This is a genomic window from Streptomyces sp. CA-210063, assembly GCF_024612015.1.
In the GTDB taxonomy this organism is placed as follows: domain Bacteria; phylum Actinomycetota; class Actinomycetes; order Streptomycetales; family Streptomycetaceae; genus Streptomyces.
In genome coordinates, this window is record NZ_CP102512.1 from 9,401,209 (window position 1) to 9,426,623 (window position 25,415).

Annotated in this window: 21 protein-coding genes; 12 read left to right on the forward strand and 9 right to left on the reverse strand. The window is 70.8% G+C overall.

Features of this window, described 5'->3' with window-relative positions; all coding sequences use genetic code 11:
- Positions 1 to 8 precede the first annotated feature (8 nt).
- The 3 genes from JIX56_RS41190 to JIX56_RS41200 all read right to left on the reverse strand — a co-directional run bounded on the left by JIX56_RS41190 (position 9) and on the right by JIX56_RS41200 (position 2,070).
- Positions 9 to 872, reverse strand: a complete 864-nt coding sequence (locus JIX56_RS41190; RefSeq protein WP_257548757.1) for a hypothetical protein — start codon at positions 870 to 872, stop codon at positions 9 to 11.
- A 136-nt stretch (positions 873 to 1,008) separates the two neighbouring features.
- Positions 1,009 to 1,305, reverse strand: a complete 297-nt coding sequence (locus JIX56_RS41195; RefSeq protein ID WP_257548759.1) for a hypothetical protein — start codon at positions 1,303 to 1,305, stop codon at positions 1,009 to 1,011.
- Between the two features lie 165 nt (positions 1,306 to 1,470).
- Positions 1,471 to 2,070, reverse strand: a complete 600-nt coding sequence (locus JIX56_RS41200) for a class I SAM-dependent methyltransferase (RefSeq protein ID WP_257548760.1) — start codon at positions 2,068 to 2,070, stop codon at positions 1,471 to 1,473.
- A 152-nt stretch (positions 2,071 to 2,222) separates the two neighbouring features.
- On the opposite strand from JIX56_RS41200, the gene JIX56_RS41205 reads away from it, so the two are divergent.
- The 7 genes from JIX56_RS41205 to JIX56_RS41235 all read left to right on the forward strand — a co-directional run bounded on the left by JIX56_RS41205 (position 2,223) and on the right by JIX56_RS41235 (position 9,147).
- Positions 2,223 to 2,999, forward strand: a complete 777-nt coding sequence (locus tag JIX56_RS41205) for an MHYT domain-containing protein (protein ID WP_257548762.1) — start codon at positions 2,223 to 2,225, stop codon at positions 2,997 to 2,999.
- Positions 3,000 to 3,052: 53 nt separating this feature from the next.
- Positions 3,053 to 5,593, forward strand: coding sequence for a sensor histidine kinase (locus tag JIX56_RS41210; RefSeq protein ID WP_257548764.1), 2,541 nt, complete (start codon positions 3,053 to 3,055; stop codon positions 5,591 to 5,593).
- The gene (locus JIX56_RS41215) at positions 5,590 to 6,027 is read left to right on the forward strand and encodes a roadblock/LC7 domain-containing protein (protein WP_257548766.1); all 438 of its coding nucleotides are present in this window, start codon (positions 5,590 to 5,592) and stop codon (positions 6,025 to 6,027) included. The genes JIX56_RS41210 and JIX56_RS41215 overlap by 4 nt, the downstream gene beginning before the upstream one ends.
- The gene (locus JIX56_RS41220; protein WP_443031955.1) at positions 6,024 to 6,464 is read left to right on the forward strand and encodes a DUF742 domain-containing protein; all 441 of its coding nucleotides are present in this window, start codon (positions 6,024 to 6,026) and stop codon (positions 6,462 to 6,464) included. Before JIX56_RS41215 ends, JIX56_RS41220 begins: the two co-directional genes overlap by 4 nt.
- 188 nt (positions 6,465 to 6,652) lie before the next feature.
- Entirely contained in the window at positions 6,653 to 7,267 is a 615-nt protein-coding gene (locus JIX56_RS41225; RefSeq protein ID WP_257548768.1) for a GTP-binding protein, read from the forward strand.
- Between the two features lie 302 nt (positions 7,268 to 7,569).
- Positions 7,570 to 7,983 (forward strand): roadblock/LC7 domain-containing protein, encoded by a 414-nt coding sequence (locus JIX56_RS41230; protein WP_257548769.1) that lies wholly within the window; start codon positions 7,570 to 7,572, stop codon positions 7,981 to 7,983.
- A 129-nt stretch (positions 7,984 to 8,112) separates the two neighbouring features.
- Entirely contained in the window at positions 8,113 to 9,147 is a 1,035-nt protein-coding gene (locus JIX56_RS41235) for a DUF6397 family protein (RefSeq protein WP_257548771.1), read from the forward strand.
- 32 nt (positions 9,148 to 9,179) lie between these two features.
- Here JIX56_RS41235 and JIX56_RS41240 read toward each other — a convergent pair whose 3' ends face one another.
- Positions 9,180 to 10,055 carry an acyl-CoA thioesterase gene (locus tag JIX56_RS41240; RefSeq protein WP_257548773.1) on the reverse strand — a complete coding sequence of 292 codons (876 nt, stop codon included), beginning with the start codon at positions 10,053 to 10,055 and terminating at the stop codon, positions 9,180 to 9,182.
- Positions 10,056 to 10,074: 19 nt separating this feature from the next.
- Entirely contained in the window at positions 10,075 to 12,588 is a 2,514-nt protein-coding gene (locus JIX56_RS41245; protein WP_257548775.1) for a DEAD/DEAH box helicase, read from the reverse strand.
- Positions 12,589 to 12,754: 166 nt separating this feature from the next.
- On the opposite strand from JIX56_RS41245, the gene JIX56_RS41250 reads away from it, so the two are divergent.
- Positions 12,755 to 13,549, forward strand: a complete 795-nt coding sequence (locus JIX56_RS41250) for a metal-dependent hydrolase (protein WP_257548776.1) — start codon at positions 12,755 to 12,757, stop codon at positions 13,547 to 13,549.
- A gap of 35 nt (positions 13,550 to 13,584) precedes the next feature.
- On the opposite strand, the gene JIX56_RS41255 is transcribed toward JIX56_RS41250, so the two are convergent.
- From JIX56_RS41255 to JIX56_RS41265, 3 genes are all read right to left on the reverse strand, one after another.
- Positions 13,585 to 14,043 carry a DUF5709 domain-containing protein gene (locus tag JIX56_RS41255; protein ID WP_257548778.1) on the reverse strand — a complete coding sequence of 153 codons (459 nt, stop codon included), beginning with the start codon at positions 14,041 to 14,043 and terminating at the stop codon, positions 13,585 to 13,587.
- A 675-nt stretch (positions 14,044 to 14,718) separates the two neighbouring features.
- On the reverse strand, positions 14,719 to 16,500 hold the full coding sequence (locus JIX56_RS41260) for an ABC transporter ATP-binding protein (RefSeq protein WP_257548780.1): 1,782 nt from the start codon (positions 16,498 to 16,500) through the stop codon (positions 14,719 to 14,721).
- Entirely contained in the window at positions 16,497 to 18,467 is a 1,971-nt protein-coding gene (locus JIX56_RS41265; RefSeq protein WP_257548782.1) for an ABC transporter transmembrane domain-containing protein, read from the reverse strand. Before JIX56_RS41265 ends, JIX56_RS41260 begins: the two co-directional genes overlap by 4 nt.
- 354 nt (positions 18,468 to 18,821) lie before the next feature.
- Here JIX56_RS41265 and JIX56_RS41270 point away from each other — a divergent pair, with 354 nt between their 5' ends.
- The 3 genes from JIX56_RS41270 to JIX56_RS41280 all read left to right on the forward strand — a co-directional run bounded on the left by JIX56_RS41270 (position 18,822) and on the right by JIX56_RS41280 (position 22,844).
- Positions 18,822 to 19,517 (forward strand): L,D-transpeptidase family protein, encoded by a 696-nt coding sequence (locus JIX56_RS41270; protein ID WP_257551409.1) that lies wholly within the window; start codon positions 18,822 to 18,824, stop codon positions 19,515 to 19,517.
- 78 nt (positions 19,518 to 19,595) lie between these two features.
- Positions 19,596 to 21,206 carry a peptide-N4-asparagine amidase gene (locus JIX56_RS41275; RefSeq protein ID WP_257548783.1) on the forward strand — a complete coding sequence of 537 codons (1,611 nt, stop codon included), beginning with the start codon at positions 19,596 to 19,598 and terminating at the stop codon, positions 21,204 to 21,206.
- A gap of 144 nt (positions 21,207 to 21,350) precedes the next feature.
- Positions 21,351 to 22,844 carry a cation:dicarboxylate symporter family transporter gene (locus tag JIX56_RS41280; RefSeq protein ID WP_257548784.1) on the forward strand — a complete coding sequence of 498 codons (1,494 nt, stop codon included), beginning with the start codon at positions 21,351 to 21,353 and terminating at the stop codon, positions 22,842 to 22,844.
- Between the two features lie 145 nt (positions 22,845 to 22,989).
- Here JIX56_RS41280 and JIX56_RS41285 read toward each other — a convergent pair whose 3' ends face one another.
- Complete coding sequence (locus tag JIX56_RS41285; RefSeq protein WP_257548785.1) at positions 22,990 to 23,445, reverse strand: MarR family winged helix-turn-helix transcriptional regulator; 456 nt, start codon at positions 23,443 to 23,445, stop codon at positions 22,990 to 22,992.
- A 95-nt stretch (positions 23,446 to 23,540) separates the two neighbouring features.
- Between JIX56_RS41285 and JIX56_RS41290 the strand changes: the two genes are divergently transcribed.
- Complete coding sequence (locus tag JIX56_RS41290; RefSeq protein WP_257548786.1) at positions 23,541 to 25,400, forward strand: ABC transporter ATP-binding protein; 1,860 nt, start codon at positions 23,541 to 23,543, stop codon at positions 25,398 to 25,400.
- Positions 25,401 to 25,415 lie beyond the last annotated feature (15 nt).

A 25,415-nucleotide genomic window follows, 5' to 3' on the forward strand; every position in this document is an offset into this window, starting at 1 on the left:
ACACGGACTCAGTTGGGGCGTACCGCGATCTTGTCGAGGGATTCCAGGAGGCCGGGCAGTTCCGTTCCCCGGCCCACGGGCAGCACTTCGCCCGGTTCCTCGTCGAGCAGGACGAACGCGATGTCGTCGGTCCTGGCCACCATCGACCAGCCGGGACCGTCGGCACGCAGGGTCCGGGCGTCGCCCGGTGCGAACGAGGACCGGACGCGCCCGAGCGGCGGCGGCGACTCCACATACGCGCGTGCCTCCGCGAGAACGCGGCGAATGCCCGTACGAGGGGTGCCGTCGTCCTGCGCGGCGTCGGTCGTGTTCCCGGCCCTCGTCGCGTCACCGGTCGCCGTCCTGCCCGCGCCGTCCTGTCCGGCGAACGCGGCGTCGTCGATCTGCTCCCGCCACATGGACCACTGCAGCGCGATCTCGTCGGCACCCAGACGCCGCTGGGCGGGACCCCAGGTGCCCGTGTCCGGTGGACTCAGTGGCGGCCGGTCCGAGACCTCCGGGTCGGGGTCGTGCGGAGCGGGCACCCCCGGGGCCGTCACGGCGACCGCGAGCGGCCAGCCGGGCAGCGCGGCCACGACCGAGTCCTCGTCGGGCGACAGGTCGTACTCCATGCCGCAGTCCCACGACGCGATGGCCACGGCGACCAGCGACACGTCGTCGACCGCCACCGTCCACCGGGCGCCGTCACCGTCCTGGCCCAGGACGATGCCGTACCCGTCGGCGAGCGGCGCGAGGTCGAGGGCCGCGCAGGCCTCCGGATAGTCGTCGCCCAGCACACTGGGGAAGTTCGCGGGCGTGAGCAGTACCGCCGTCAGCACATAGAGCGCGTCGTCGTCCCCGGCGATGACGGCGTCGTCGTCCGTCCCGGCCATGCCGGCCTCCCATCGCTCTCGCTCGTCCGTCGGCGCACCCTAATGCGCCCGGCGGGCCCTTGTCACGAGCGTGAACCCCGTGCGGAGCTGCGGGTATCGGGTGGACAGGGCGAATCGACCGATGACCCCCACTCGTTCAGGCGGCGGGCAGCCCCAGAAGTGACCGTGCCACCGTCTGCGGCGACTCGTCCCGCTCCCGCGCGAGCGCGATGACCGCCCGGCACGCCAGCTCGCTCACCCCGAACGACAGGGCCTCGGGCGACACCCAGGTCACGGCCTCGTCGATCTGGTCCTGGTCGTCCTCGGCACACGCCGAGATGTAGGCGGCGGCGGCCTCGAACAGGTTGTGTGTGCGCTTCGCCTCCCGCGCGGTCGTCTCCCCGCGCGACGAGTCGAGGAATCTGCCGAAGAACTTACGAAGACTGTCGAACATATGGTCTACCTACCCCCCGAGTCGGTATCACATCTCGTTCGTCTGTTCCTCCTCAACGTAGAGATGGAGCCGCGGCCACAGAAGAGGGGTGGTGTGGTGAAGCGCTGGAACGACGGGTTCGGGATCTGCGCGGCGTGGCCCTCCCGGGGCCGCCGCCACCGGGGCTCAGCCGACGCGCGCGGCGAGCGCGAGGAAACGGGTGTCCTCGTCGACGTACGACGTCATGCGCCAGCCCGAACCGGCCAGCAGCGGACCGAGGTTCGCCTCCGCGCGCAGGTCCTCGGGGGTGATCTGCCGCCCCTGGCGCGCCGCGAGCGCCGCCCGGCCGATCGGGTGGAAGAGCGCCAGTGTGCCGCCCGGCCGGACCACGCGCGCCAACTCCCGCAGATTCTCGGCGGGGGTCGGCAGGTGCGCGATGAGTCCCGCGGCGAACACCGCGTCCATCGACTCCGCGCGCAACGGCAGCCCGGCCACGTCGGCGAGCACCAGCTGCCCGTCGCGGTTCCGGCCGGCCCGTACGGCCGCCTTCAGCATGGCGGGGGTCAGGTCGGCCCCGAGCACCACTCCGGAGGGCCCCACGGCGGCACGCAACGGCGTCAGGGCCCGTCCCGTGCCGCACCCCGCGTCAAGCACGCGGTCACCCTCGCGCAGGCCGAGCTCGGCGACCGCGGCGGCGTAGGCAGGCCCGTCGTCGGGAAACCGGGCGTCCCAGTCGGCGGCGCGGGCGGCGAAGAATTCCTGGACGTGTGTGTGGTCGTCGCTCATGCTCCGCATGATCCCTCACCGGCGCGGTATGAGGAGTGACGCGCATGTTCGGGCAGGAGGCGATCGTTCCAGCGCATATGTGCGTCATATTCCACCACCTTTCGAAATGCGCCCCCTGTGTGCTCCCGTACCCCCGCTAGCGTCCCGGAGCCATGGGACACCTGGACCACGCCACCTTCGGCTGGCTGACCCCCGCGCTGTCGTACGTCATGGCCTCCATCGGCGCCGCACTCGGACTGCGCTGCACCGTCCGCGCGCTCGGCACCACCGGCAGGTCCCGCCGCAACTGGCTCGTCACCGCGGCGTCGGCGATCGGCACCGGCATCTGGACCATGCACTTCGTGGCGATGCTCGGCTTCGGCGTCACCGGCACCGAGATCCGCTACAACGTGCCACTGACGATCCTGAGCCTCCTCGTCGCGATGATCGTGGTCTGCGTCGGCGTCTTCGCCGTCGGCTACAGCCGGGACCGCGCCCGGGCGCTCTTCCTGGGCGGACTCACCACCGGCCTGGGCGTCGCGAGCATGCACTACCTGGGCATGGCGGCCGTACGCATGCACGGCGCCGTGACCTACGATCCGGCGCTCGTCGCGCTCTCCGTCGTGATCGCCGTGGTCGCGGCGACCGCGGCCCTCTGGGCGGCACTCAACATCAAGTCGCCCCTCGCGGTCACCGTCGCCTCTCTGGTCATGGGTGGAGCGGTGAGCAGCATGCACTACACCGCGATGTGGGCGGTGCGCGTGGAGGTCACTCCGTCCGGTGAGGTCCTGCTCGGGGCCACGGCGATGCAGTTCATCTTCCCCCTCGCCGTCGGCCTCGGGTCCTACCTCTTCCTCACCTCGGCGTTCGTCGCGCTGTCGCCGACGGCCGGGGAGCGCGAGGCGTCCGCGTCGGCCCAGCGGCCGGTCGAGAACGCAGCCGCCCACTAGCCGCGCTCGACCGCCGTCGAGGACCGACCCGAACCACTCCGAACGAGGAGGCCATGCCTACCGTCCGCAGGACCCCGACAGCCGGCGCCGAGGCGCCGCCCCAGCCCGCGATACGCGGCCGCCGCGCCCACGCCGGACCCCCGGCCGACGAGCGCTTCGACCCCGACGAGCCCGGTGGCGCCCCGACGGCCGGACCGCCCACGCGCGCGGGACGCCTGCACATACGCCCCCGCACCGTCCGGGCCAAGATCGTCTGCCTGCTGATGGTGCCCGTCGTCTCCCTGCTCGCCCTGTGGGCGTACGCCACCGTCACCACCGCCCAGGACGTCGCCCGCTTCCGGCAGTCGCAACGCGTCGACGCCTCCGTCCGCGCCCCGGTGGCCGACGCCGTCGCCGCACTCCAGACCGAGCGCGTGGCCGCCGTACGGTATGCCACCCTGCCCTCCCCGGAGCGGGAGAGCACACTGCGGAGGCTGTCGGAGCGCACCGACCGTGCCGTCTCCGTACTGCGCCTGGGCGACCGGCACACCGTCGCCGACGGCACCGACCTGCCCGCCGGAGTGGCCGAACGCCTCGCAGGCTTCGTCACCGGAGCCGAACAACTGCGTGCCCTGCGGACCTCGGTGCTCGACCGCCGAGCCGACTGGGCCGAGACGTACGAGCGGTACACCACGACCATCTCCACGGCCTTCGGCGTGGGCGGCGCGCTCACCGGTATCCAGGACGCCGATCTCGGCTCCGAAGCGCGCGTGCTGCTCGAGTTCTCCCGTGCGTCCGAGGCCCTGGCCCGGGAAGACGCGCTCCTGGCCGGTGCCCGCCTCGCCGGGACTTTCGACCGCGAGCGGCTGCGCCTGTTCACCGGCGCCGTCGACACCCGCCGCACCCTGACCGAAGCCGCCGGCGCCGATCTGCGCGGCCCGGAACGCGCCGCCTGGCAGGAACTCGCCGGAGGAAGCGCTTACTCCGACCTGCGCGCCGTCGAGGACGAGGTGCTTGTGAGCCACCCCGGCGCCCCAGCGCTCCGAGCGGCCCCCGAAGCCGCCTGGAAGTCCGCCCACGCGCGCGTGCAGGACGACATGCGCGGCATCCAGGCCGACGCCGGACGAGGAGTCGCCGACCGGGCCGACCCGTTCACCCGTGCCCTGCTCGCCCCGGCCGGAGCCGCGGTGCTCCTCGGTCTCGCCGCCGTCGCCGCCTCCCTCGTCATCTCCGTACGCATCGGGCGCGGCCTGGTCGTCGAGCTGGTGAGCCTGCGCAACGGTGCCCTGGAGATCGCCCGCCGCAAACTGCCCCACGCCATGCGGAGACTGCGCGCCGGCGAGGAGATCGATGTCAACGCCGAGGCGCCGCCCGGGCCACCCGCGGAGGACGAGACCGGCCAGGTCGCCGAGGCCCTCGCCACCGTGCATCGAGCGGCCCTCCGTGCGGCGGTCGAACGCGCCGAACTGGCCAGCGGCATCTCCGGGGTCTTCGTCAACCTCGCCCGCCGCAGCCAGGTCCTCGTACACCGCCAACTGAGCCTGCTCGACAGCATGGAACGCCGCTCCGACGACCCCGACGAACTCAGCGACCTGTTCCGGCTCGACCACCTCACCACCCGTATGCGGCGCCACGCGGAGAGCCTGATCATCCTCTCCGGAGCCGCTCCCGGACGCGCCTGGCGCATGCCCGTCTCGCTGACGAACGTGGTCCGCGCGGCCGTCTCCGAAATCGAGGACTACGCGCGCGTGGAGGTACGACAACTCCCCGAGGCGAAGATCGCCGGCACCGCGATCGCCGACCTCACCCACCTCCTGGCCGAACTCGTGGAGAACGCCACCCAGTTCTCGCCGCCCCACACGCGCGTGCGGATCACCGGGGAACCGGTCGGCAACGGCTACGCCGTGGAGATCGAGGACCGGGGGCTCGGCATGGGCAAGGAGACCCTCGCGGAGGCCAATCGCCGGATCGAGCAGTCCGAGGCCCTCGACCTGTTCGACAGCGACCAACTCGGCCTGTTCGTGGTGAGCCGACTCTCCGCCCGGCACGGCATCAAGGTCCACCTGCGGACCTCGCCCTACGGCGGTACCACCGCGGTGGTTCTCCTTCCCACCACGCTGCTGCACAGCGGCGTGACGGAACGTTCCCCCCAGACTGCTGCCGAAGCTCGTCAGCAGCCCGAGGAACGCGAGTACGCGCGCGTGCCCGCAGCCGTGGCTCAGGAAGTCGTCGAGCAGTCCACCGACCGGCGCGCGCTGATGGCTCCCGTCGCCTCCGCCGGGCAGACCACGACGGACGGCCCACCCGAACCGCCGCCCGGTGTCACGGCCCTGCGGCCGCACCGACCCTCGCCGGAACCGGAACCCACCGAGGAACTGCCGCGCCGCGTACGCCAGGCGAACCTCGCGCCCCAGCTGCGCGAACAGCGCACCGGGCAACCCGCGCCGGCGGCACCGACCCCCCGGGCGGACGACGAACGCACTCCGGAACTCGTACGAGACCGCATGACGGCCTACCGCGACGGCTGGGCGCGCGGCGGCGGCAGGGCACCCGGCCGAACCGTCACCCACGGCCCCACGACGGGCAGCGACAGCAGCGAAGGAGACCCCGCATGATCCAGGACCCGAGCACCATGGCCACTGAGCGGTCCGGTGAACTCGACTGGCTGCTGGACGACTTCGTACTGGGCGTACACGAGGTACGGCACGCCGTGGTGCTGTCCAACGACGGACTCGCGGTCGGCGCCTCCAGCGACCTCGCACGCGAGGACGCCGAGCACCTCGCCGCCGTGGCCTCCGGCTTCCACAGCCTGGCCAAGGGAGCGGGCCGCCACTTCGGCGCCGGCGGCGTACGCCAGACCATGGTGGAGATGGACGACGGCTTCCTCTTCGTGGCGGCCGCAGGAGACGGCTCCTGCCTCGCCGTCCTCACCTCTGTCACCGCCGACATCGGGCTGGTGGCGTACGAGATGGCACGGCTGGTGAAACGCGTCGGCGAGCACCTGCACACACCGACCCGCTCCGGCGTGCGCCCGCCCGCGGCCGGATGACCCAGGGACGGGCCGTGCTCATGACCGAGGGCAGCGCACGCGCATCGCACGAGCCGCCGGGCAGTCAGTGGTACGACAACGAGGCCGGGCCGCTCGTCCGCCCCTACGCCATGACGGGCGGCCGCACCGAGCCCGGTCCGAGCGGGGTCCGCTTCGACCTGATCGCGCTGGTCTCGCTCGACACCTGCGCACCCGGCGTCGACGACGACACGTCACTCGGCCCGGAACACCGCACACTCATCGAACTGTGCCGGAGCGAGACCCAGTCGGTCGCCGAACTCGCCGCGGGCGCCGACCTGCCCGTCGGCGTGGTGCGCGTGCTCCTCGGCGACCTCCTGGAACTCGGCTGCGTCACTGTCAGCCGCCCCGTACCGCCCGCGCAACTGCCGGACGAGCGGATCCTGCGCGAGGTGATCGAGGGACTGAGGGCGCTGTAGATGAACAGCCACCCGGCCCCGTCCCGTGCCGACTTGGGCATCAAACCGGACACCGAACAGGTACGAATCAGTCGGTGCCACGAAATAGTGGTCCAACGCCCCGCGGAGGAGTGGCAGTTGCCATGATGCTGACTCCGCACAGCCGTACCGCTGTCGACCGCGGCCGACACTCCCGAGAGAAGTGATCGATGGTCTCCGAACACTCCGAGCAGTCCGATGCGACAGACGGCGACACGGGCGCCCTGGCGTTGAAGATCCTTGTCGCCGGCGGATTCGGCGTGGGAAAGACCACGCTGGTCGGCGCGGTCAGCGAGATCAGGCCGCTGCGCACCGAGGAACTCCTGAGCGAGGTGGGCCAGTCGGTGGACGACACCGACGGGGTGGACCAGAAGGTCACCACCACCGTCGCCATGGACTTCGGCCGCATCACCATCAGGTCCGGGCTCTCGCTCTACCTGTTCGGCACACCGGGGCAGGACCGGTTCTGGTTCCTGTGGGACGAGTTGGCACAGGGAGCGTTGGGCGCCGTCGTCCTCGCGGACACGCGGCGACTCCAGGACTGCTTCCCGGCCGTGGACTACTTCGAGCACCGGCACATCCCGTTCGTGGTCGCCGTCAACTGCTTCTCGGGAGCCCGCGCGTACGGCGCCCACGACGTCTCCCGCGCCCTCGACCTCGACCAGGGCACTCCCGTGGTCCTCTGCGACGCCCGGGACCGCGACTCCGGGAAGGAAGTGCTGATACGACTCGTCGAGTACGCCGGACGGATGCACACCGCCCGGTTGCTGGACTCCGTGGGATGAACGGGCGGCGACACGACGGCCCCTGGCCGGTTTCCGTCCCTTGACACTGTGGTTTCCGGTGACGAAGGACGTGTCGTCGCTGTCCGGGGAGAACCGGACCGGCATGACATGAGGGCGCCCGTCAGCGCGGACGGCCGCCGGTTCCGCCGGTGCGAGTTCCGTGAGGTACGAAGGCCCGCCCATCCTTGTCGGTCATCTTCCTCGCCATGTCTCCATCCTGCTTGCTCCGACGGCACCAGTGGGGAAGGCTGAATCGTCGGATCCTCCTAGGCAGGGGAACGACGAAACGGGGAGTACGAACAATGGTGCAGAACGCGGGACTCGGTTGGCTGCTGGACGACCTGACCGAGCGCGTGGAACCCATACGGCACGCCTTGGTGCTGTCCAACGACGGACTGGTCACTGCGGCGAGCACCGGGCTGCGGCGCGAGGACTCCGAGCACCTCGCCGCTGTCTCGTCGGGTCTGCACAGCCTGGCCAAGGGCTCCGGCCGCCACTTCGGCGCCGGTGACGTACGGCAGACGATGATCGAGTTCGACGACGCGGTGCTCTTCGTCACCGCGGCCGGACCAGGCAGCTGTCTGTGCGTGCTCAGCGCCGCCGAGGCGGACATCGGTCAGATCGCCTACGAGATGACCCTGCTGGTGAACCGCGTCGGCGAGCACCTCCGAGTGGACGCACGGCAGCCCGAACGCTCGGCAGCGATGGATCGCTGACCTGCTGTTTCGCTGTCGCGGGCCGAGTTATCCACAGGCCCGCCACGACTTTCGGCGAACGGGCTACGGTTTTTCCCGAGGCGAGCGCGAGACCAGCGCGAGCACCACACCGCACGGGGGAGAACCGCCATGTCCGGCGACACGATCACGCAATCCGCCACGCACGCCACGTCCACCGAGCCCAACACGCCGACCACGCCGATCGTCGTCCCGGCACCGGCCGGGAGGAGCGGCCGCACCCTCGCACTGAGCCGTGCCGCACGTGAACTGGGCCTGAAACGGGGCGAGCTCGACCTCGCCGTACAACTCGGATGTCTGCGCACGGTCGTCGACGACGGAGGCGGAGGCCGTCGGATCACCCGGACGGAGATCGACCGGCTCCGCGCCGAGACGGGCTTTCCGGAAGCGCTGCGGAAGCGGGTCGAGACCGTGGGCTCCAAGGTGGCCGGCGAGATCCTGGGTGTGCCGGCCGCTCGGTTCATGCGTCTCGCGCGCCTGGGGATGGTCACACCGGTCACGTTCCATCTGAACCGCTACCGCGCCGTGGTGTGGCTGTATCTGGCGGAGGAACTACGGCAGTTCGCCGCAGACGAGGCGAACGCCCGGTGGCTGAAGGGCCGGATCCCGGAGGAACTGCGGGCCCAGCTGGACTCGGGGCTGGACCTGCGCCCTCGGAACTGGCGAGGACGCCATCTCGGATTCCTGCTGCGGCAGGCCGACGACCCCTGGAGGCGCGCCGCAGCTCCGGCCTCCCTCCTCGATCCGCTCCAGGTCGCGGAGATCGTCCAGGACCCTTACGAACGGGCCCACTTGAACCGCCACCGGCCCGCACGAGCCGACCACGGCCCACCCGACTCGCCCGCCGGCCAGATCACCGCGCGCATCATGACGGCGGACGACCCCGATGAGATCGAGTGGTTGCGGACGGATCTCCAGCACTCCCTCATCGTGGCCCGCGCCCACCGGCTCGCGCCGAGGCCCCGCCGGAAGGTGCCGGCGCCGACCTCTGCCCCCGGGCGTGGGGCACCCCTCGTCGTGGCCGCACGGCATGCGCCGCACCTGCCCGACGGCGTGAGGCGTCCCGAGAAACAGCGTCCGACGACGACCACAGGCGCCGAGAGGCGACGAGGCCTGTTCGGGTGGCTCCGGCGCAGACACCCCTGAGCTCGTAGGTCCGCCGCCGAGTGTTCCGTCGGTCAGGCGCCGAGCTTCCGGAACAGCCCCTCCTGGACGACCGACACGAGCAGACGCCCCTCCAGGTCGTAGATGCGGCCGCGCGCCAGCCCGCGTCCGCCCACCGCGATCGGAGACTCCTGGTCGTACAGGAACCACTCGTCCGCGCGGAACGGCCGATGGAACCACATGGCGTGGTCCAGCGACGCCATGTCGAAGCCACGCGGTCCCCATAGGGGCTCCACCGGGATGCGGACGGCGTCCAGAAGGGTCATGTCGCTGGCGTACGTCAGCGCGCAGGTGTGGACGAGCGGGTCGTCGCCGAGGGGGCCCACGGCCCGCATCCACACGGCGCTGCGCGGCTCGGCGTTCTCGACCTCCTCGGGGGTCCAGCGCAGCCGGTCGACATACCGGATGTCGAAGGGCTGACGCCGGGCCATGCGCTCCAACTGCTCGGGGAGCGTGCCCAGATGCTCGGTGATCTCCTGCGTCACCGTCGGCAGGGACTCGGGGGTCGGCACCTCACGGGCCGGCGGCAGCTGGTGCTCGAAGCTCCCCTCTTCAGGCTTGTGAAAGGAGGCGGTCAGATTGAAGATCGTGCGGCCCTGCTGCACGGCGGTGACCCGGCGCGTGGTGAACGACCGCCCGTCGCGGACCCGCTCGACCTGGTACACGATCGGCACCCCCGGACGGCCCGGGCGCAGGAAGTACGCGTGCAGCGAGTGCACCGGCCGGTCGCCCTCCGTGGTGCGCCCGGCCGCGACCAGCGCCTGGCCGGCGACCTGGCCGCCGAAGACCCGCTGCAGGGACTCCTGCGGGCTGCGCCCACGGAAGATGTTGACCTCGATCTGCTCCAGGTCGAGCAGGTCGACGAGGCGCTCGGCGGGGTTGGTCGTCATGAACTGGCCTCTCCTGTGCTCACAGCTGACCGACGTCGGTGACCTTGACGATGGCGCGTCCCTCGGCGTCGGAGGCCGCGAGGTCGATCTCCGCGCTGATGCCCCAGTCATGATCGCCGTTCGGGTCGGCGAAGGTCTGGCGGACGCGCCACAGCCCGTTCTGCGGCTCCTCCTCGATCATCAGCAGCCGGGGACCACGGGCGTCGGGACCGGTGCCGAGCTCCTCGTACTCGTCCCAGTACTTGTCCATCGCCTCACCCCACCGCTCGGCGTCCCAGCCGGACTCGGCGTCCATCTCGCCCAGCTCGTCCACCTGGTCGAGAGCGGCGAGCTCGACACGGCGGAACATGGCGTTGCGGACGAGGACGCGGAAGGCACGCGCGTTGGAGGTGACCGGCTTGACCTCGTCGGCCTTCTCCTGGGCCTCCTCGGCCGTCATCTCCTCCGGGTTGGCGAGCTGCTCCCACTCGTCGAGGAGGCTGGAGTCGACCTGGCGGACCATCTCACCGAGCCACTCGATGAGGTCCTGCAGGTCCTCGGACTTGAGGTCGTCCGGGATGTTGTGGTCGAGGGTCTTGTAGGCGCTCGCGAGGTAGCGCAGCACGATGCCCTCCGTGCGCGCCAGCTCGTAGTGGGAGACCAACTCCGTGAAGGACATGGCCCGTTCGTACATGTCCCGGATCACCGACTTCGGCGACAGCGGATGGTCGCCGACCCAGGGATGACTCTTGCGGTACGTGTTGTACGCGTGGAAGAGCAGCTCCTCCAGCGGCTTGGGGTAGCTGACGTCCTGGAGCCGCTCCATGCGCTCCTCGTACTCGACGCCGTCCGCCTTCATCGCGGCCACGGCCTCACCGCGCGCCTTGTTCTGCTGGGCGGCGAGGATCTGCCGAGGATCGTCCAGCGTCGACTCCACGACGGACACCATGTCCAGGGCGTACGACGGCGACTCCGGGTCCAGCAGCTCGAACGCGGCCAGCGCGAAGGTGGACAGCGGCTGGTTGAGCGCGAAGTCCTGCTGGAGATCGACCGTGAGACGGACGATGCGGCCCTCGGCGTCGGGCTGGTCGAGCTTCTCGACGATGCCGCCGTCGAGAAGCGAACGGTAGATCGCGATCGCGCGGCGGATGTGCCGCAGCTGCTGCTTGCGCGGCTCGTGGTTGTCCTCCAGCAGATGGCGCATCGCCTGGAAGGCGTTGCCCGGCCGGGCGATCACCGACAGCAGCATCGTGTGGGTGACCCGGAAGCGGGAGGTGAGCGGTTCCGGGTCGGAGGCGATGAGCTTCTCGAAGGTGTTGTCCGTCCAGCCGACGAACCCCTCGGGGGCCTTCTTACGGACCACCTTGCGGCGCTTCTTCGGGTCGTCGCCGGCCTTGGCGAGCGCCTTCTCGTTCTCGATGACGTGCTCGGGCGCCTGCGCCACCACGAAGCCCGCCGTGTCGAAGCCGGCCCGCCCGGCGCGGCCCGCGATCTGGTGGAACTCACGGGCCCGCAGCGTCCGCACCCGGTTGCCGTCGTACTTCGTGAGAGCGGTGAACAGCACTGTGCGAATGGGGACGTTGACACCGACGCCGAGCGTGTCCGTGCCGCAGATGACTTTCAGGAGACCGGCCTGGGCCAGCTTCTCCACCAGCCGTCGGTACTTGGGCAGCATGCCGGCGTGGTGCACACCGATGCCGTGCCGCACGTAACGGGAGAGGTTGCGGCCGAACTTGGTGGTGAAGCGGAAGTTGCCGATCAGCTCGGCGATCTGGTCCTTCTCCTCCCGCGTGCACATGTTGATGCTCATCAGCGCCTGCGCCCGCTCCACGGCCTGCGCCTGAGTGAAGTGCACGATGTAGACGGGAGCCTGCTTGGTGGCGAGCAGCTCCGTGAGCGTCTCCGTCAGCGGGGTCAACACGTACTCGTAGGAGAGCGGTACCGGACGGGTCGCCGAGCGGACCACCGACGTGGGGCGGCCGGTGCGCCGCGTGAGGTCCTTCTCGAACATCGCGACGTCGCCGAGCGTCGCCGACATCAGGATGAACTGAGCCTGCGGCAGCTCCAGGATCGGGATCTGCCAGGCCCAGCCGCGGTCGGCCTCCGCGTAGAAGTGGAACTCGTCCATCACGACCTGGCCGACGTCGGCGTGCTTACCGTCGCGCAGCGCGATGGACGCCAGCACCTCGGCGGTGCAGCAGATGACGGGGGCGTCGGCGTTCACGGACGCGTCGCCGGTGAGCATGCCGACGTTCTCGGTGCCGAAGATCTTGCACAGCTCGAAGAACTTCTCCGAGACCAGCGCCTTGATGGGGGCCGTGTAGAAGGTGACCTCGTCCCGGGCGAGGGCCGCGAAGTGCGCGCCCGCCGCGATCATGCTCTTGCCGGAGCCGGTGGGCGTCGACACGATCACGTTCGCGCCGGAGACCACCTCGATGAGCGCCTCCTCCTGGTGCGGGTAGAGGGTGAGACCGCGTTCCTGCGCCCACGACTCGAAGGCTTCGTAGAGGGCGTCGGGGTCGGCGGTCCGCGGCAGCTGATCGATGAGGGTCACACCCCCATCTTGCCTGCCCGGGCACCCGATGGGGGAATCGGATGCCGGACCGAAGATCGCGAACGCTACGCTGTGGCGCCGACGAAACGTCAGCGCACATGGACAACTGGACAGCGGCACAAGGCGACTGGACAGCGGCACGAACGGAATGGAACGGGGCAGCGCCATGATGGGACCAGCACACTCACTGTCGGGAGCCGCGGCCTGGCTGGGAGTAGGGGCGGCAGCGGCCGCCGCCGGGCACACGATGCCCTGGCCGGTTCTCCTGGTCGGTGCGCTGATCTGCGCGGGTGCCGCGCTCGCTCCCGACCTGGACCACAAGGCCGCCACGATCTCGCGGTCCTTCGGTCCGCTGTCGCGCTGGGTCTGCGAGATCGTCGACAAGCTGTCCTACGCCGTCTACAAGGCGACGAAGAAGCAGGGCGACCCGCGCCGCTCGGGCGGGCACCGCACGCTCACACACACCTGGCTGTGGGCAGCACTGCTCGGCGCCGGCGCCTCCGCCATCGCGATCACCGGTGGCCGCTGGGCCGTGCTGGCCATCCTCTTCGTGCACATGGTGCTGGCCATCGAGGGGCTGCTGTGGCGGGCGGCCCGAGGATCGAGCAGCGATGTGCTGGTGTGGCTGCTGGCCGCGACCAGTGCCTGGATTCTCGCGGGTGTCCTGGACAAGCCGGGCAACGGGGCGGACTGGCTGTTCACGCAGCCGGGCCAGGAGTATCTGTGGCTCGGGCTGCCGATCATCCTTGGTGCGCTGGTGCACGACATCGGGGACTCTCTGACTGTCTCGGGCTGCCCGATCCTGTGGCCGATACCGATCGGACGCAAGCGCTGGTACCCCATAGGTCCGCCGAAGGCGATGCGGTTCCGGGCCGGCAGCTGGGTGGAGCTGCGGGTGCTGATGCCGGTGTTCATGGTGCTCGGGGGAGTGGGCGCCGCCGCGGCGTTGAACGTCATCTGAGGCGCGATCCTCACACGTCAGCCGGACGAAGGGCCCTAGTCCTCGTCCACGATGTGCATCGCCGCCTCCTCGGCGGAGGCGGCTGCTCCGTCGATGCCCACGTCGGTGGCGATCAGCCCGCTCTCCTCGTCCTCGTGCGCCCCCTCGTCCGGGGCGACGAGACGGCCGGATCGGAAGTCCCCCACCTCGTTGTCCAGGGGCTCACCGTCGGTGTCCAGGGAGTCGCCGATGCCGTCCCCGTCGGGGTAGGGGATGTCCGGGAGCTCCTCGGCGAGCCGTTGGTCCAGGGTCTCGCCGTGCAGGCGCTCCGCCGCGGTCACACCGGCGTGCTCCACCGCCCAGGGTCGCTCCGGTGGCGACCAGCCCCGGTCGAGGGGGTCGGCGACACCGTCGGTGATCAGGGTGTCCTCGGCGTCCAGCAGCCCCGCGTCGTCCTGGATCTCGGATCCGTCTGGCTGGTAGACGTCGTCTCCCCATCCGCCGGCTCTGTCCACGGGTACCTCCAGTGGTGGGACGGGCCCGCTGCCACCGCTCGGCGACGGTGGGCGCGCGGACCGCTGGGCGCCGCGCCGAACCCCGCGAACCGGGCGGCTCACGGGCGTCCCCCGAATCAGTGCCCACCACCAGCCTTCCACTCGCGTTCGGCACCGCGCAACGGCAGGGGACAGGCAACCGCGGGACCCGGCCGACACCGGGCGTTCGGGCCGGCGCCGAACCCGCCTCGGCGGCAGGCCGCCGCCGAGGCGGCCCCACGAGCGCCCGTGCCCCGGGCCCAGGCCGGGGCCGCTCCGGCGAGGGCCGCCGCACCCGCACTCGCACCCGCACCCCCGGCGGCTCGGCGCCGGCCAGCCGTGCACGGGGCGGTGCCGACTTCGCACTGGTCCGCCTGGCATGTGGCGGCGGTTGCCCTGTGTCGAGCAGCCGTGCACGTGAGGCACGTGGCGGCGGTAGCCCTGTGCCGAGCAGCCGTGCACGTGAGGCACGCGACGGCGGTAGCCCTGTGTCGAGCAGCCGTGCACGTGAGGCACGTGGCGGCGGTAGCCCTGTGCCGAGCAGCCGCGCACATGAGGCACGCGACGGCGGCGGCCCCGTGCCGAGCAGCCGTGCCCGTGACGGTGGCTGCCCCCTACCGGCCGGCGGCGTCCGGATCGGTGCTGGTCCCGTGTCCGTCAGCCGTGCCACGACCTCCACAGCGCGGCGTAGGCGCCGTCCGCCTCGACGAGTTGGTCGTGGCTGCCCAGTTCGCTGATGCGGCCGTTCTCGACGACGGCGATGACGTCCGCGTCGTGGGCGGTGTGCAGCCGGTGGGCGATGGCGACGACGGTGCGGCCGTCGAGGACCCGGGCGAGGGAGCGTTCCAGATGGCGGGCCGCGCGCGGGTCGAGGAGCGAGGTCGCCTCGTCCAGGACCAGCGTGTGCGGGTCGGCGAGGACCAGCCGGGCCAGCGCGATCTGCTGGGCCTGCGCCGGGGTGAGCGTGAATCCGCCGGAGCCGACCTCGGTGTCCAGACCCTCGTCCAGTGCCCGCGCCCAGGCGTCGGCGTCGACCGCGCCCAGCGCCGCCCACAGCTCGGCGTCCTGGGCGCCCGTACGGGCGAGGAGCAGGTTGTCGCGCAGGGAGCCGACGAACACGTGGTGCTCCTGGTTGACCAGCGCCACATGGGAACGGACGTCCTCGGCGGGCATCCGGGACAGCTCGGCGCCCCCCAGGGTGATGCGGCCGTCGCGGGGCGCGTAGATCCCGGCGAGAAGCCTGCCCAGGGTCGACTTGCCCGCGCCGGACGGGCCGACGAGGGCGAGGCGGGTGCCGGGCGCGACCTCCAGGGACACCTTGCGCAGGACGTCGACGCCCTCGCGGTACCCGAAGTGCACCTGGTCGGCGTGGACATGGCGCCCCTCGGGGGCCACAGCCGGGTCGCCGGCGTCCGGCTCGATGTCCCGCACACCGACCAGGCGGGCCAGCGACACCTCGGCGACCTGCAGCTCGTCGTACCAGCGCAGGATCAGGTTGATCGGGTCGACGAGCATCTGGGCGATGAGTGCGCCCGTGGTCAGCTGGCCGAGCCCGAGCCAGCCCTGCAGGACGAACACCCCGCCGATGATCAGCACCGAGCCGAGGACCATGGTGTGCGTGAGGTTGATGACCGGGAAGAGCACCGACCGCAGCCAGAGCGTGTACCGCTCCCACGCGGTCCACTCCCGGACGCGCTGGTTCGACAGGTCGATGCGGCGCGTGCCGAGGCGGTGGGACTCGACGGTACGGCCGGCGTCCACGGTCTCCGCGAGGACGGCGGCCACGGCGGCGTACCCGGCGGACTCCGAGCGGTAGGCGGAGGGCGCGCGCTTGAAGTACCAGCGGCAGCCGACCACCAGCAGCGGCAGGGCCAGCAGTACGGCGAGGGCCAGCGGGGGCGCGGTCACGGCGAGTCCGCCGAGGAGCAGCGCGACCCACACGACACCGATCGCCAGCTGGGGCACGGCCTCGCGCATGGCGTTGGCGAGCCGGTCGATGTCCGTGGTGATGCGGGAGAGCAGATCCCCCGTTCCGGCGCGTTCCAGGACGCCCGGCGGCAGGCCGACCGACCGTACGAGGAAGTCCTCGCGGAGGTCGGCCAGCATCCGCTCGCCGAGCATGGCGCCGCGCAGCCGCACCTCGCGTACGAACACGGCCTGGATGACGAGGGCCACGACGAACACGGCCGCCGTGAGTTCCAGATGGAGTTCGCGGGCCTCGTCCGAGACGCGCTCGACGAGGCCGCCCAGCAGGTAGGGGCCCGCCATCGACGCCACGACGGCGACCGTGTTGACGGTGATGAGCAGGACGAAGGCCCGGCGGTGCCGGCGGAACAGTTCGGCCACGTAGGCGCGTACGGTCGCGGGGGCGCCGACGGGCAGCGTGTTCGCCGTCGTCGGGGCGGCCGGGTCGTAGGCCGGTGGCGCCACGCCGATCATGCGGTCTCCTCGATCTCTTCCAGCTCGCCCAGCACATCGCTGAGGGCGGTCTTGCGTTCTTGCGGCCCGCCGGTGAAGGCGGCCTTCTTGTCGGTCCCGTCGGCCGGGGCCGCCTTCCCGCCGGACCCGCCGGCCAACGCGGTCTTCCCGGCGGACCCGTCAGCCGAGGCGTTCTTCCCGTCGGGTGGGCCGGCCGCGGCGGCTTTCGCCTCCGCCCCGACGGCCAAGGCGGCCTCCTCGTCGGTCTCGCGTGTGACGACGGCCCGGTACCGGGGTTCTTTGTGGATCAGGTCGCGGTGCACGCCGACCGCCGCGACCTCGCCCTCGTGCACCAGGACGACGCGTTCGGCGAGATCCAGCAGGAGGGGCGAGGAGGTGAAGACGACCGTCGTGCTGCCCGACCGCAGCGACCGGATGCCGTCGGCGACCCGGGCCTCGGTGTGCGAGTCGACGGCGGACGTCGGCTCGTCCAGGACCAGCACGCCCGGGTCCGTGATCAGGGACCGGGCCAGCGCGAGCCGCTGGCGCTGGCCGCCGGAGAGGGACCGGCCGCGCTCGGTGATCCGCGCGTCCATCGGGTTCTCGGCCTCCAGCGACCCCTGGACCAGCGCCTCCAGCACATCACCGCACTGCGCGGCGGCCAGTGCCTCCTCGGCGGTGACCTCGCCGGAGGCGGGCACGTCGAGGAGTTCGCGCAGCGTGCCGGAGAGCAGCACAGGGTCCTTGTCCTGGACGAGGACGGCCGTGCGGGCGGAGTCGAGCGGCAGTTCGTCGAGCGGTACGCCGCCGAGGAGGACGGAGGTGCCCTCCTCGGGGGCATGGCCGCCCAGCCGTTCCGCCAGCCGGCCGGCCGCGTCCGGGTCGCCGCACACCACCGCGGTGAGACACCCGGCGGGCGCGAGCAGCCCGGTCGCCGGGTCGTACAGGTCCCCGGTGGGCACGGCGGCCTCGCGGGACCCCGCGGTGTCCGTGGCCCGCTCCAACGACAGCACCCGGGCGGCCCGCTTGGCGGACGGACGGGAGAAGGAGTAGGCCATGGCGATCTCTTCGAAGTGACGCAAAGGGTATGTAAGGAGCATCACGGCGCTGTACACGGTGACCAGTTCGCCGACCGTGATCCGGCCCTCGCGGGCGAGACCCACGCCGTGCCAGACGACCGCGATCATCAGCAGTCCGGGCAGCAGCACCTGGATGCCGGAGATCAGGGCCCACATACGGGCGCTGCGGACGGCGGCATGGCGGACCTCCTGAGAGGCCCGGCGGTAGCGGTCCAGGAAGAGGTCCTCGCCGCCGATGCCGCGCAGCACGCGCAGGCCCGCGACGGTGTCCGAGGCCAACTCGGTGGCGCGGCCCGCCTTCTCGCGCTGGAAGTCGGCGCGGCGGGTCGCGCGGGGCAGCAGCGGCAGGACGGCGAGGGCGAGGACCGGGACGCCCACGGCGACGACGATGCCGAGCGCGGGCTGGTAGACGACCAGGCCGACACAGACCAGCACCACCGTCAGGGCAGCCGCGGTGAACCGGGAGACGGCTTCGACGAACCAGCCGATCTTCTCGACGTCACCCGTGGAGACCGCGACGACTTCACCGGCCGCCACCCGTCTCGTCAGCGCGGAGCCGAGCTGGGCCGTCTTGCGGGCCAGCAACTGCTGGACGCGTGCGGCCGCGGTGATCCAGTTGGTGACCGCCGACCGGTGGAGGAAGGTGTCGCCCAGCGAGAGGGTGAACCCGCACAGCACCAGCAGCCCGCCCGCGAGGGCCAGCCGGGCGCCCGAGCGGTCGACCACGGCCTGGATGGCGAAGCCGACGCAGAACGGCAGCCCAGCCACGGAGGTGAAGTGCAACAGCCCCCACGCCAGCGCCTTGAACTGCCCGCCGAGCTGATTCCGGCCGAGCCACCACAGGAATTTTGGACCCGAGCGAGCGTCCGGCACACCCGGGTCTTGGTACGGAAGGTCTTGAATCTGCATGACGTCCCAGTGGCTTGTGTCAGAGTGGGGGAGAAGTGGGGAGAAGTCGGGAGCAAAGGGGCGACGGGGCCCTGTGACCGGCCGTGAAAGGTTCGCGTCGCAGCGTGGTCGGAAGCAAACGGTTTTCCGTCGCCGGGCAAAGTTTCGGCCTGGACCACCCGCGTGAGGCCCGGCGGGCGGGACGGCGGGCGCATCCGTCCGGCGCGTGATGCGACGATGGAGCGCATGCGAATAGGCGGTACGAGGCACGGACGAACCGGCGGGACGAGCGATGCCGACAGCGCGGGCGGGGCGGGAGCCGTGAAGGGTACGGCCCGTGTCCGGCTCGTGGCGGTGGTCTGCGGTGCCCTGGTGATGTCCCTGGCGGCGTGCGGCGGTTCGGGCGACGCGAACAACGGTGCCAAGGCCGACGCGAACGCCACGAAGTCCGGGGGCAAGGCCGACCGCGCCGATGCACAGACCGTCGACCTGACCCGTATCCCGGACGTCGGCGACCGTCTCCAGAAGCGGATCCCCGCCGAATCCCGCCAGGTCGTGGCGGTCTACGGCGAGGGCAGGAACGACGCCGACGCCACGGTCGTCCTGTACACGAAGAGCGGTGCCACCTGGAAGAAGACCCGCAGTTGGGAGGGCCACAACGGCAAGAAGGGCTGGACCACCGACCACCGGGAGGGCGACAGGCGCAGCCCCGTCGGTGTGTTCACGCTCAGCGACGCGGGAGGTGTCCTCGCCGACCCGGGTGCCAAGCTTCCGTACAGCCGGTCTGCGTCGTTCCAAGCGCCGCACTACTGGGCCAAGTCGCACTGGCACGACTTCGATTACGTCATCGCCATCGACTACAACCGCGTCAAGGGCACGTCGCCGATCGACCCGACGCGGCCCGAGGGACAGTCCAAGGGCGGCAGCATCTGGCTGCACATGGACCACGGCAGCGGCACGTCGGCCTGCGTCAGCCTGTCCAAGTCGGGCATGGAGTACCTGCTGCGCAATCTCGACCCGGCTCTGCACCCGGTGATCGTCATGGGGGACAAGGCGGAGTTGAAGGCCTGAGACACCAGGCACTCCTGAGCACTGTTGTGGCCGGAGACCTCATTGCGGCGGGCGCCGACTCCCCGTAGAACTCCGGCCATGAGAAGCCGGATCATCATGTCCATGCTCGCCGGAGCGACCCTCCTGGCGAGCACCCTCCTCGGAGTCACCCCCGCCCAATCCGCCGACATTCCCGCCGAGTTCGGCAGCGACTGGCACGACCCGGTCACGGCCGCCCCGCCCGTCACCAGACCCGAGCACACCAAGTCGTGCGAAGTGACGGTCGCCGAAGCACAGTTCAAGGACTTCACGCCGTACGAGGGCAGTTACGTGCCCCCGGACGACTGCGGCAAGACGTGGAGCAAGGTCGTACTGCGTCTCGACGGCAAGGTGAAGGGCCGTCAGTTCGACCGCCTCGGCCATCTGCACATCGGCGGTGTGGAGGTCTTCCGGACGTCCACCCCGCAGCCCTCGCCCGACGGCATCGAATGGTCCGTGGAGAAGGACGTCACGCGCTACAGCGACACCCTGCGCACCGCGCAGCCCGTCGAGATGCTCATCGGCAACGTCGTCGACGACACGTACACCGGCATCCTCGACGTCAAGGTCACGCTGACCTTCTACGCGGGCAGGCCCGACGCGCAGACCACGAAGACCACCCCCGACCGCGTCCTCACCCTCCAGGACGGCAACACCCTCACCACCCCGCGCAACAGCGAACGCGTCATCGCCGAGGTGTACGCCACCGGGTCCGGCGGCGGCTGCGAGGAGTACTGGTATCTGACGGTGCCCGAGGAGGCGCCGTACTCCTGCAAGGCGGATCACGGGCCGTACCGCGAGGTGCGGATCGAGGTGGACGGCCAACTGGCCGGAATCGCCGCGCCGTTCCCGAACGTGTGGACCGGCGGCTGGTCCAACCCCTTCCTCTGGTACGTCGTGCCCGGGCCCCGAGCCTTCGACATCCAGCCCCTCCGCTACGACCTCACGCCCTTCGCGGGCATCCTCAACGACGGCCGCCCGCACCGGATCGAGGTCTCCGTGGTCGGTGTGCCCGAGGGGCAGACCGGCTGGAGCGCCCCGGTCAACGTCCTGGTCTGGCAGGACGCGAAGAGCGAGCACGTCACCGGCGCCCTGACGAAGGTCCGGGCGGGCGACTTCGTCAACTCGTCCACGTACACGCCCGGCACGGAGCACCGGCTCGACACCGAGGGCGGCCATCGGCTGACCGTCGCCGGCTACCTGGACACCTCGCACGGCCGGGTGACGACCACCGTCCGCCGGAACCTGGGCAACACCTCCACGCACACCTGGTCGGACGGCGAGAACCCCGACGCTCTCGACGCGCGGTGGAGCGACGACGAGACGGTCACCGTCGACGGACGTGGACCGGCCCGGACGACGCGCACCCAGCGGTCGTACACGATGGACGGAACGACCACGCTCGGCGCGGGCGACCGGCTGCGGACCGTGCTCACGCTCGGCGACCGGGCGACGGTCACGGAGACGCGCGGCGGACGGCGCACGGCGTGGTCCCGGCTCGACGACACCTACACGGGTGACGCCACGTACACGGCGTTCGTACCGCGCGACCAGCGGCATGCGGTCGGGACGACGAGTGAGCGTTACCGAGCGTACGGATCGGGCGGCTGTTACGACCGTTCGCTGGTCTCCGTACAGGGAGTGCTGACGGAGGATCGAATGGGCTGTTGATGCCGTATGCGTGCGATGTGGCGTCTGTTCGATGATTTACCTCAACGAAACACGGCGGTCTTCCCCACGAGCGGCAACTCCCCGATAGTGATCGGCGCGGAAGCGCTTTTCCGCATGACAGAAAGTCCCTTCGGAGGAGTGCCCGTGCCGCAGTCCGTACCGTCCCTGCCGCGACGCGTCGCACGCATGCTGCGTACCTCATTGTTCGCACAAGTAGGTGTCGCGCTTGTGCTCGGAATCGTCGTCGGAAGGTTGTGGCCGGACACGGCCACGACCTTCCAGCCGCTCGGCGACGGCTTCATCCGTCTCATCAAGACGGTCATCTCGCCCCTGGTGTTCTGCGTGGTCGTCGTCGGCATCGCCAAGGCCGGCAACCTGAAGGCCTTCGGGCGGATCGGCCTCAAGGCGCTGATCTGGTTCGAGGTCGCCTCCACGGCCGCGCTGCTCATCGGTCTGATCGCCGCGAACGTCTTCGGCCCCGGCTCGGGCATGAACGTCGACCCGTCGAAGCTCGACACCTCGGCGGTCGACGCGAAGACCGCCGGCGGTGAGCTGCCGACGACCGGCGAGTTCATCCTGAACGCGCTGCCGCAGAGCGCGATCGGCGCGTTCGCCGAGAACGCGCTGCTCCAGGTGCTCGTGCTCGCCTGCCTCACCGGCGCCGCGCTGCTGCACCTCGGCCACACCAAGGTGCCCAAGATCCTGCCCGCCATCGAGCAGGCCCAGGAGGTCATCTTCGCGATCGTCGGCTTCGTCATGAAGCTGGCCCCGCTCGCCGTGTTCGGCGCGATGGTCCACCTGGTGGGCGAGTACGGCCTCGGCGTGATGAAGACCTACGCCAAGCTGATCATCCTCTGCTACGCCGTCGCCGCCGTGTTCCTCGTGCTGCTGAGCGTCGCGCTGAAGCTGATGACCGGGCTGAGCCTGTGGAAGTTCGTCCGTTACACCCGGGCGGAGATGCTGCTCGCGCTGGGCACCGCCTCCAGCGAGAGCGTCATGCCGCGCATGATGCAGAAGCTCCGTCAGGCGGGCGCCCGTGACGACGCCGTGGGTCTGGTGCTGCCCACCGGGTACTCCTTCAACCTCGACGGCGCGTCCATCTACCTCTCCATCGGCACCCTGTTCATCGCACAGGCCGTGGGTGTGGACCTCAGCCTCAGCCAGCAGATCACCGTCATCCTGGTCCTGATGCTGACCAGCAAGGGCATGGCCGGCATCCCCGGTTCGGCCTTCCTCGCCCTGTCGGCGACCGCCTCCTCGCTCGGCGCCATCCCCGCCGGCGCGGTCGCCCTCCTGCTCGGTGTCGACCGCATCATGGACTCGATGCGCGTCGTGACCAACCTGCTCGGCAACTGCGTCGCCGTCTTCGCGGTGTCGAAGTGGGAGGGCGCGCTGGACACGGACCGGGCGAAGAAGATGCTGGACGGGGAGATCCAGTTCGTGGAGGAAGAGGACGAACCCAGCGAGGGCGAATCCGGCGAGGGCGGATCCAGTGCTCCCGAGGGCGGATCCAAGGCTCCGCAAGGCGCGGCCGGCGACGCCGACTCCTCCGACGCTCCCGTGAGCACCACCAAGGGAGCCGCCATACCCGCGCAGCCCAAGGCCGAGGCCAAGGAGCCTGCTCCCGAGGTCGGCTGACAGGTCCTCCCCGATCCCGAGGCGACCCCGAGGCGATCCAAGGCCGGTTGATCTCGGCCCCCCTGACGAGAAGGGGCCCGGCGCAGCACCCCGCGCCGGGCCCCTTCCGCATGCCCAAGGAAATACGCATGCCCAAGGAATCGATTCAGCAGCGCCGCTCCGCCCCCGGCACCCCGTCGACCAGCGTGTCGAGCAACCCGCCCAGAACCCCCCGCTGATCGTCCCGCAGCGGCGCCAGGATCTCCTCCGCCGCCGACCGCCGGGCGTGCTGCAGTTCCCGCAGGACCTTGCGGCCCTCGTCCGTGACCTCTATCCGGATCACCCGCCGGTTGGTGGGATCGGGCACCCGGCGCACCCGGCCGCTCTCCTCCAGCGCGTCGACCAGGGTTGTCACGGCCCGGGGCACGACCTCCAGCCGCTCCGCCAGATCGGCCATGCGCGGCGGCGTGTCGTAGTGCGCGAGGGCGCGCAGCAGCCGTGACTGCGCCGGGGTGATCTCCAGCCCGCTCTGCTGGAGATGGCGTCTCTGGATGCGGTGCACACGGCGGGTGAGCCGCAGCAACTGCTCGGCGAGCAGACCGTCGGCGTCGGGGGTGGTCATGCGGGGAACAATATCAGGACCTTGTTCATTGTGAGCATAGGTAACAATGAGCTAAGCTCCGTAAGTCCGTTTCACCTCACCTCCCGTAGGAGCCCATGCACCCCGACAACGAACCCACCTGGGCATCGCCCGACGACCCGCGGGAACAGCCCCGGCAGGTGCCCCGCATCCTGAAGCTGTTCCGGCCCTACCGCGGCCGGCTCGCGATCGTGGGCCTGCTCGTCGGCGCCGCGTCGCTCGCCTCGGTCGCCACGCCCTTCCTCCTCAAGGAGATTCTCGACACCGCGATCCCCGAGGGCCGCACCGGCCTGCTGAGCCTCCTCGCGCTCGGCATGATCCTGAGCGCGGTGCTCACCAGCATCTTCGGTGTCCTGCAGACGCTGATCTCCACGACCGTCGGCCAGCGCGTCATGCACGATCTGCGCACCGCCGTCTACGGCCGGCTGCAGCGCATGTCGCTCGCCTTCTTCACCCGGACCCGCACCGGCGAGGTCCAGTCCCGCATCGCCAACGACATCGGCGGCATGCAGGCGACCGTCACCTCCACGGCCACCTCCCTGGTCTCCAACTCCACCAGCGTGATCGCCACCGTCGTCGCCATGGTCGCCCTGGACTGGCGGCTCACCGTGGTCACCCTGCTCCTGCTGCCGCTGTTCGTGTGGATAAGCCGCCGGGTCGGCGACGAACGCAAGAAGATCACCACCCAGCGCCAGAAGCAGATGGCCGCCATGGCCGCGACGGTCACCGAGTCGCTCTCCGTCAGCGGCATCCTCCTCGGTCGCACGATGGGCCGCGCCGACTCGCTCACCAAGTCCTTCGCCGAGGAGTCCGAAGGGCTCGTCGACCTGGAGGTCAGGTCGAACATGGCCGGGCGGTGGCGCATGGCGATCATCACCGTCGTCATGGCCGCCATGCCCGCCGTCATCTACTGGACCGCCGGCGTCGCACTCCAGCTCGGCGGCCCGTCCGTCTCGGTCGGCACGCTCGTCGCCTTCGTCTCGCTCCAGCAGAACCTGTTCCGGCCGACCGTGAGCCTGCTGTCCACCGGCGTTCAGATCCAGGCCTCGCTCGCCCTCTTCCAGCGCATCTTCGAGTATCTCGACCTGCCCATCGACATCACCGAGCCCGAGCGCCCGGTCCACCTCGACCAGGTCAAGGGCGAAGTCCGCTTCGAGAACGTCGAATTCCGCTACGACGGCGACGACCACGGCAACGACAGCAACGGGCGCCCGATCCTCGACGGCATCGACCTCACCGTCCCGGCCGGCGGCAGCCTCGCCGTCGTCGGGCCGACCGGCGCCGGCAAGTCCACGCTCGGCTGCCTGGTACCGAGGCTGTACGACGTCACGGGCGGCCGCGTCACCCTCGACGGGGTCGACGTGCGCGACCTGGACTTCGACACACTGGCCCGCGGCATCGGCGTCGTCTCCCAGGAGACGTACCTCTTCCACGCCTCGGTCGCCGACAACCTGCGCTTCGCCAAGCCGGACGCCACCGACGAGGAGTTGTACGCGGCGGCACGGGCGGCCCAGATCCACGACCACATCGCGGCCCTGCCCGACGGCTACGACACGGTCGTCGGTGAACGCGGCCACCGGTTCTCCGGTGGTGAGAAGCAGCGCCTCGCCATCGCCCGCACCATCCTGCGCGACCCGCCGGTCCTCATCCTCGACGAGGCGACCAGCGCCCTGGACACCCGCACCGAGCACGCCGTTCAGGAGGCCATCGACGCGCTCTCGGCCAACCGCACCACCGTCACCATCGCCCACCGGCTCTCCACCGTCCGCGGCGCCGACCAGATCGTGGTCCTGGACGCCGGCCGCGCGGTCGAACGCGGCACGCACGAGGAACTGCTGGAACGGGGCGGGCGGTACGCGGCACTCGTACGGCGGGACGCACGGGTGAAGCCGGCCCGAGAGATGGGCCAGACACCGAAACTGGAGCCGACAAGATGAAGATATGCCGGTTTT

Excerpts from the sequence above, each read along its gene's own strand:
- JIX56_RS41190 (WP_257548757.1), bottom strand. The coding sequence starts at position 872 with ATGGCCGGGACGGACGACGACGCCGTCATCGCCGGGGACGACGACGCG.
- JIX56_RS41195 (WP_257548759.1), bottom strand. The coding sequence starts at position 1,305 with ATGTTCGACAGTCTTCGTAAGTTCTTCGGCAGATTCCTCGACTCGTCG.
- JIX56_RS41200 (WP_257548760.1), bottom strand. The coding sequence starts at position 2,070 with ATGAGCGACGACCACACACACGTCCAGGAATTCTTCGCCGCCCGCGCC.
- JIX56_RS41205 (WP_257548762.1), top strand. The coding sequence starts at position 2,223 with ATGGGACACCTGGACCACGCCACCTTCGGCTGGCTGACCCCCGCGCTG.
- JIX56_RS41210 (WP_257548764.1), top strand. The coding sequence starts at position 3,053 with ATGCCTACCGTCCGCAGGACCCCGACAGCCGGCGCCGAGGCGCCGCCC.
- JIX56_RS41215 (WP_257548766.1), top strand. The coding sequence starts at position 5,590 with ATGATCCAGGACCCGAGCACCATGGCCACTGAGCGGTCCGGTGAACTC.
- JIX56_RS41220 (WP_443031955.1), top strand. The coding sequence starts at position 6,024 with ATGACCCAGGGACGGGCCGTGCTCATGACCGAGGGCAGCGCACGCGCA.
- JIX56_RS41225 (WP_257548768.1), top strand. The coding sequence starts at position 6,653 with ATGGTCTCCGAACACTCCGAGCAGTCCGATGCGACAGACGGCGACACG.
- JIX56_RS41230 (WP_257548769.1), top strand. The coding sequence starts at position 7,570 with ATGGTGCAGAACGCGGGACTCGGTTGGCTGCTGGACGACCTGACCGAG.
- JIX56_RS41235 (WP_257548771.1), top strand. The coding sequence starts at position 8,113 with ATGTCCGGCGACACGATCACGCAATCCGCCACGCACGCCACGTCCACC.
- JIX56_RS41240 (WP_257548773.1), bottom strand. The coding sequence starts at position 10,055 with ATGACGACCAACCCCGCCGAGCGCCTCGTCGACCTGCTCGACCTGGAG.
- JIX56_RS41250 (WP_257548776.1), top strand. The coding sequence starts at position 12,755 with ATGATGGGACCAGCACACTCACTGTCGGGAGCCGCGGCCTGGCTGGGA.
- JIX56_RS41260 (WP_257548780.1), bottom strand. The coding sequence starts at position 16,500 with ATGATCGGCGTGGCGCCACCGGCCTACGACCCGGCCGCCCCGACGACG.
- JIX56_RS41265 (WP_257548782.1), bottom strand. The coding sequence starts at position 18,467 with ATGCAGATTCAAGACCTTCCGTACCAAGACCCGGGTGTGCCGGACGCT.
- JIX56_RS41270 (WP_257551409.1), top strand. The coding sequence starts at position 18,822 with ATGTCCCTGGCGGCGTGCGGCGGTTCGGGCGACGCGAACAACGGTGCC.
- JIX56_RS41275 (WP_257548783.1), top strand. The coding sequence starts at position 19,596 with ATGAGAAGCCGGATCATCATGTCCATGCTCGCCGGAGCGACCCTCCTG.
- JIX56_RS41285 (WP_257548785.1), bottom strand. The coding sequence starts at position 23,445 with ATGACCACCCCCGACGCCGACGGTCTGCTCGCCGAGCAGTTGCTGCGG.
- JIX56_RS41290 (WP_257548786.1), top strand. The coding sequence starts at position 23,541 with ATGCACCCCGACAACGAACCCACCTGGGCATCGCCCGACGACCCGCGG.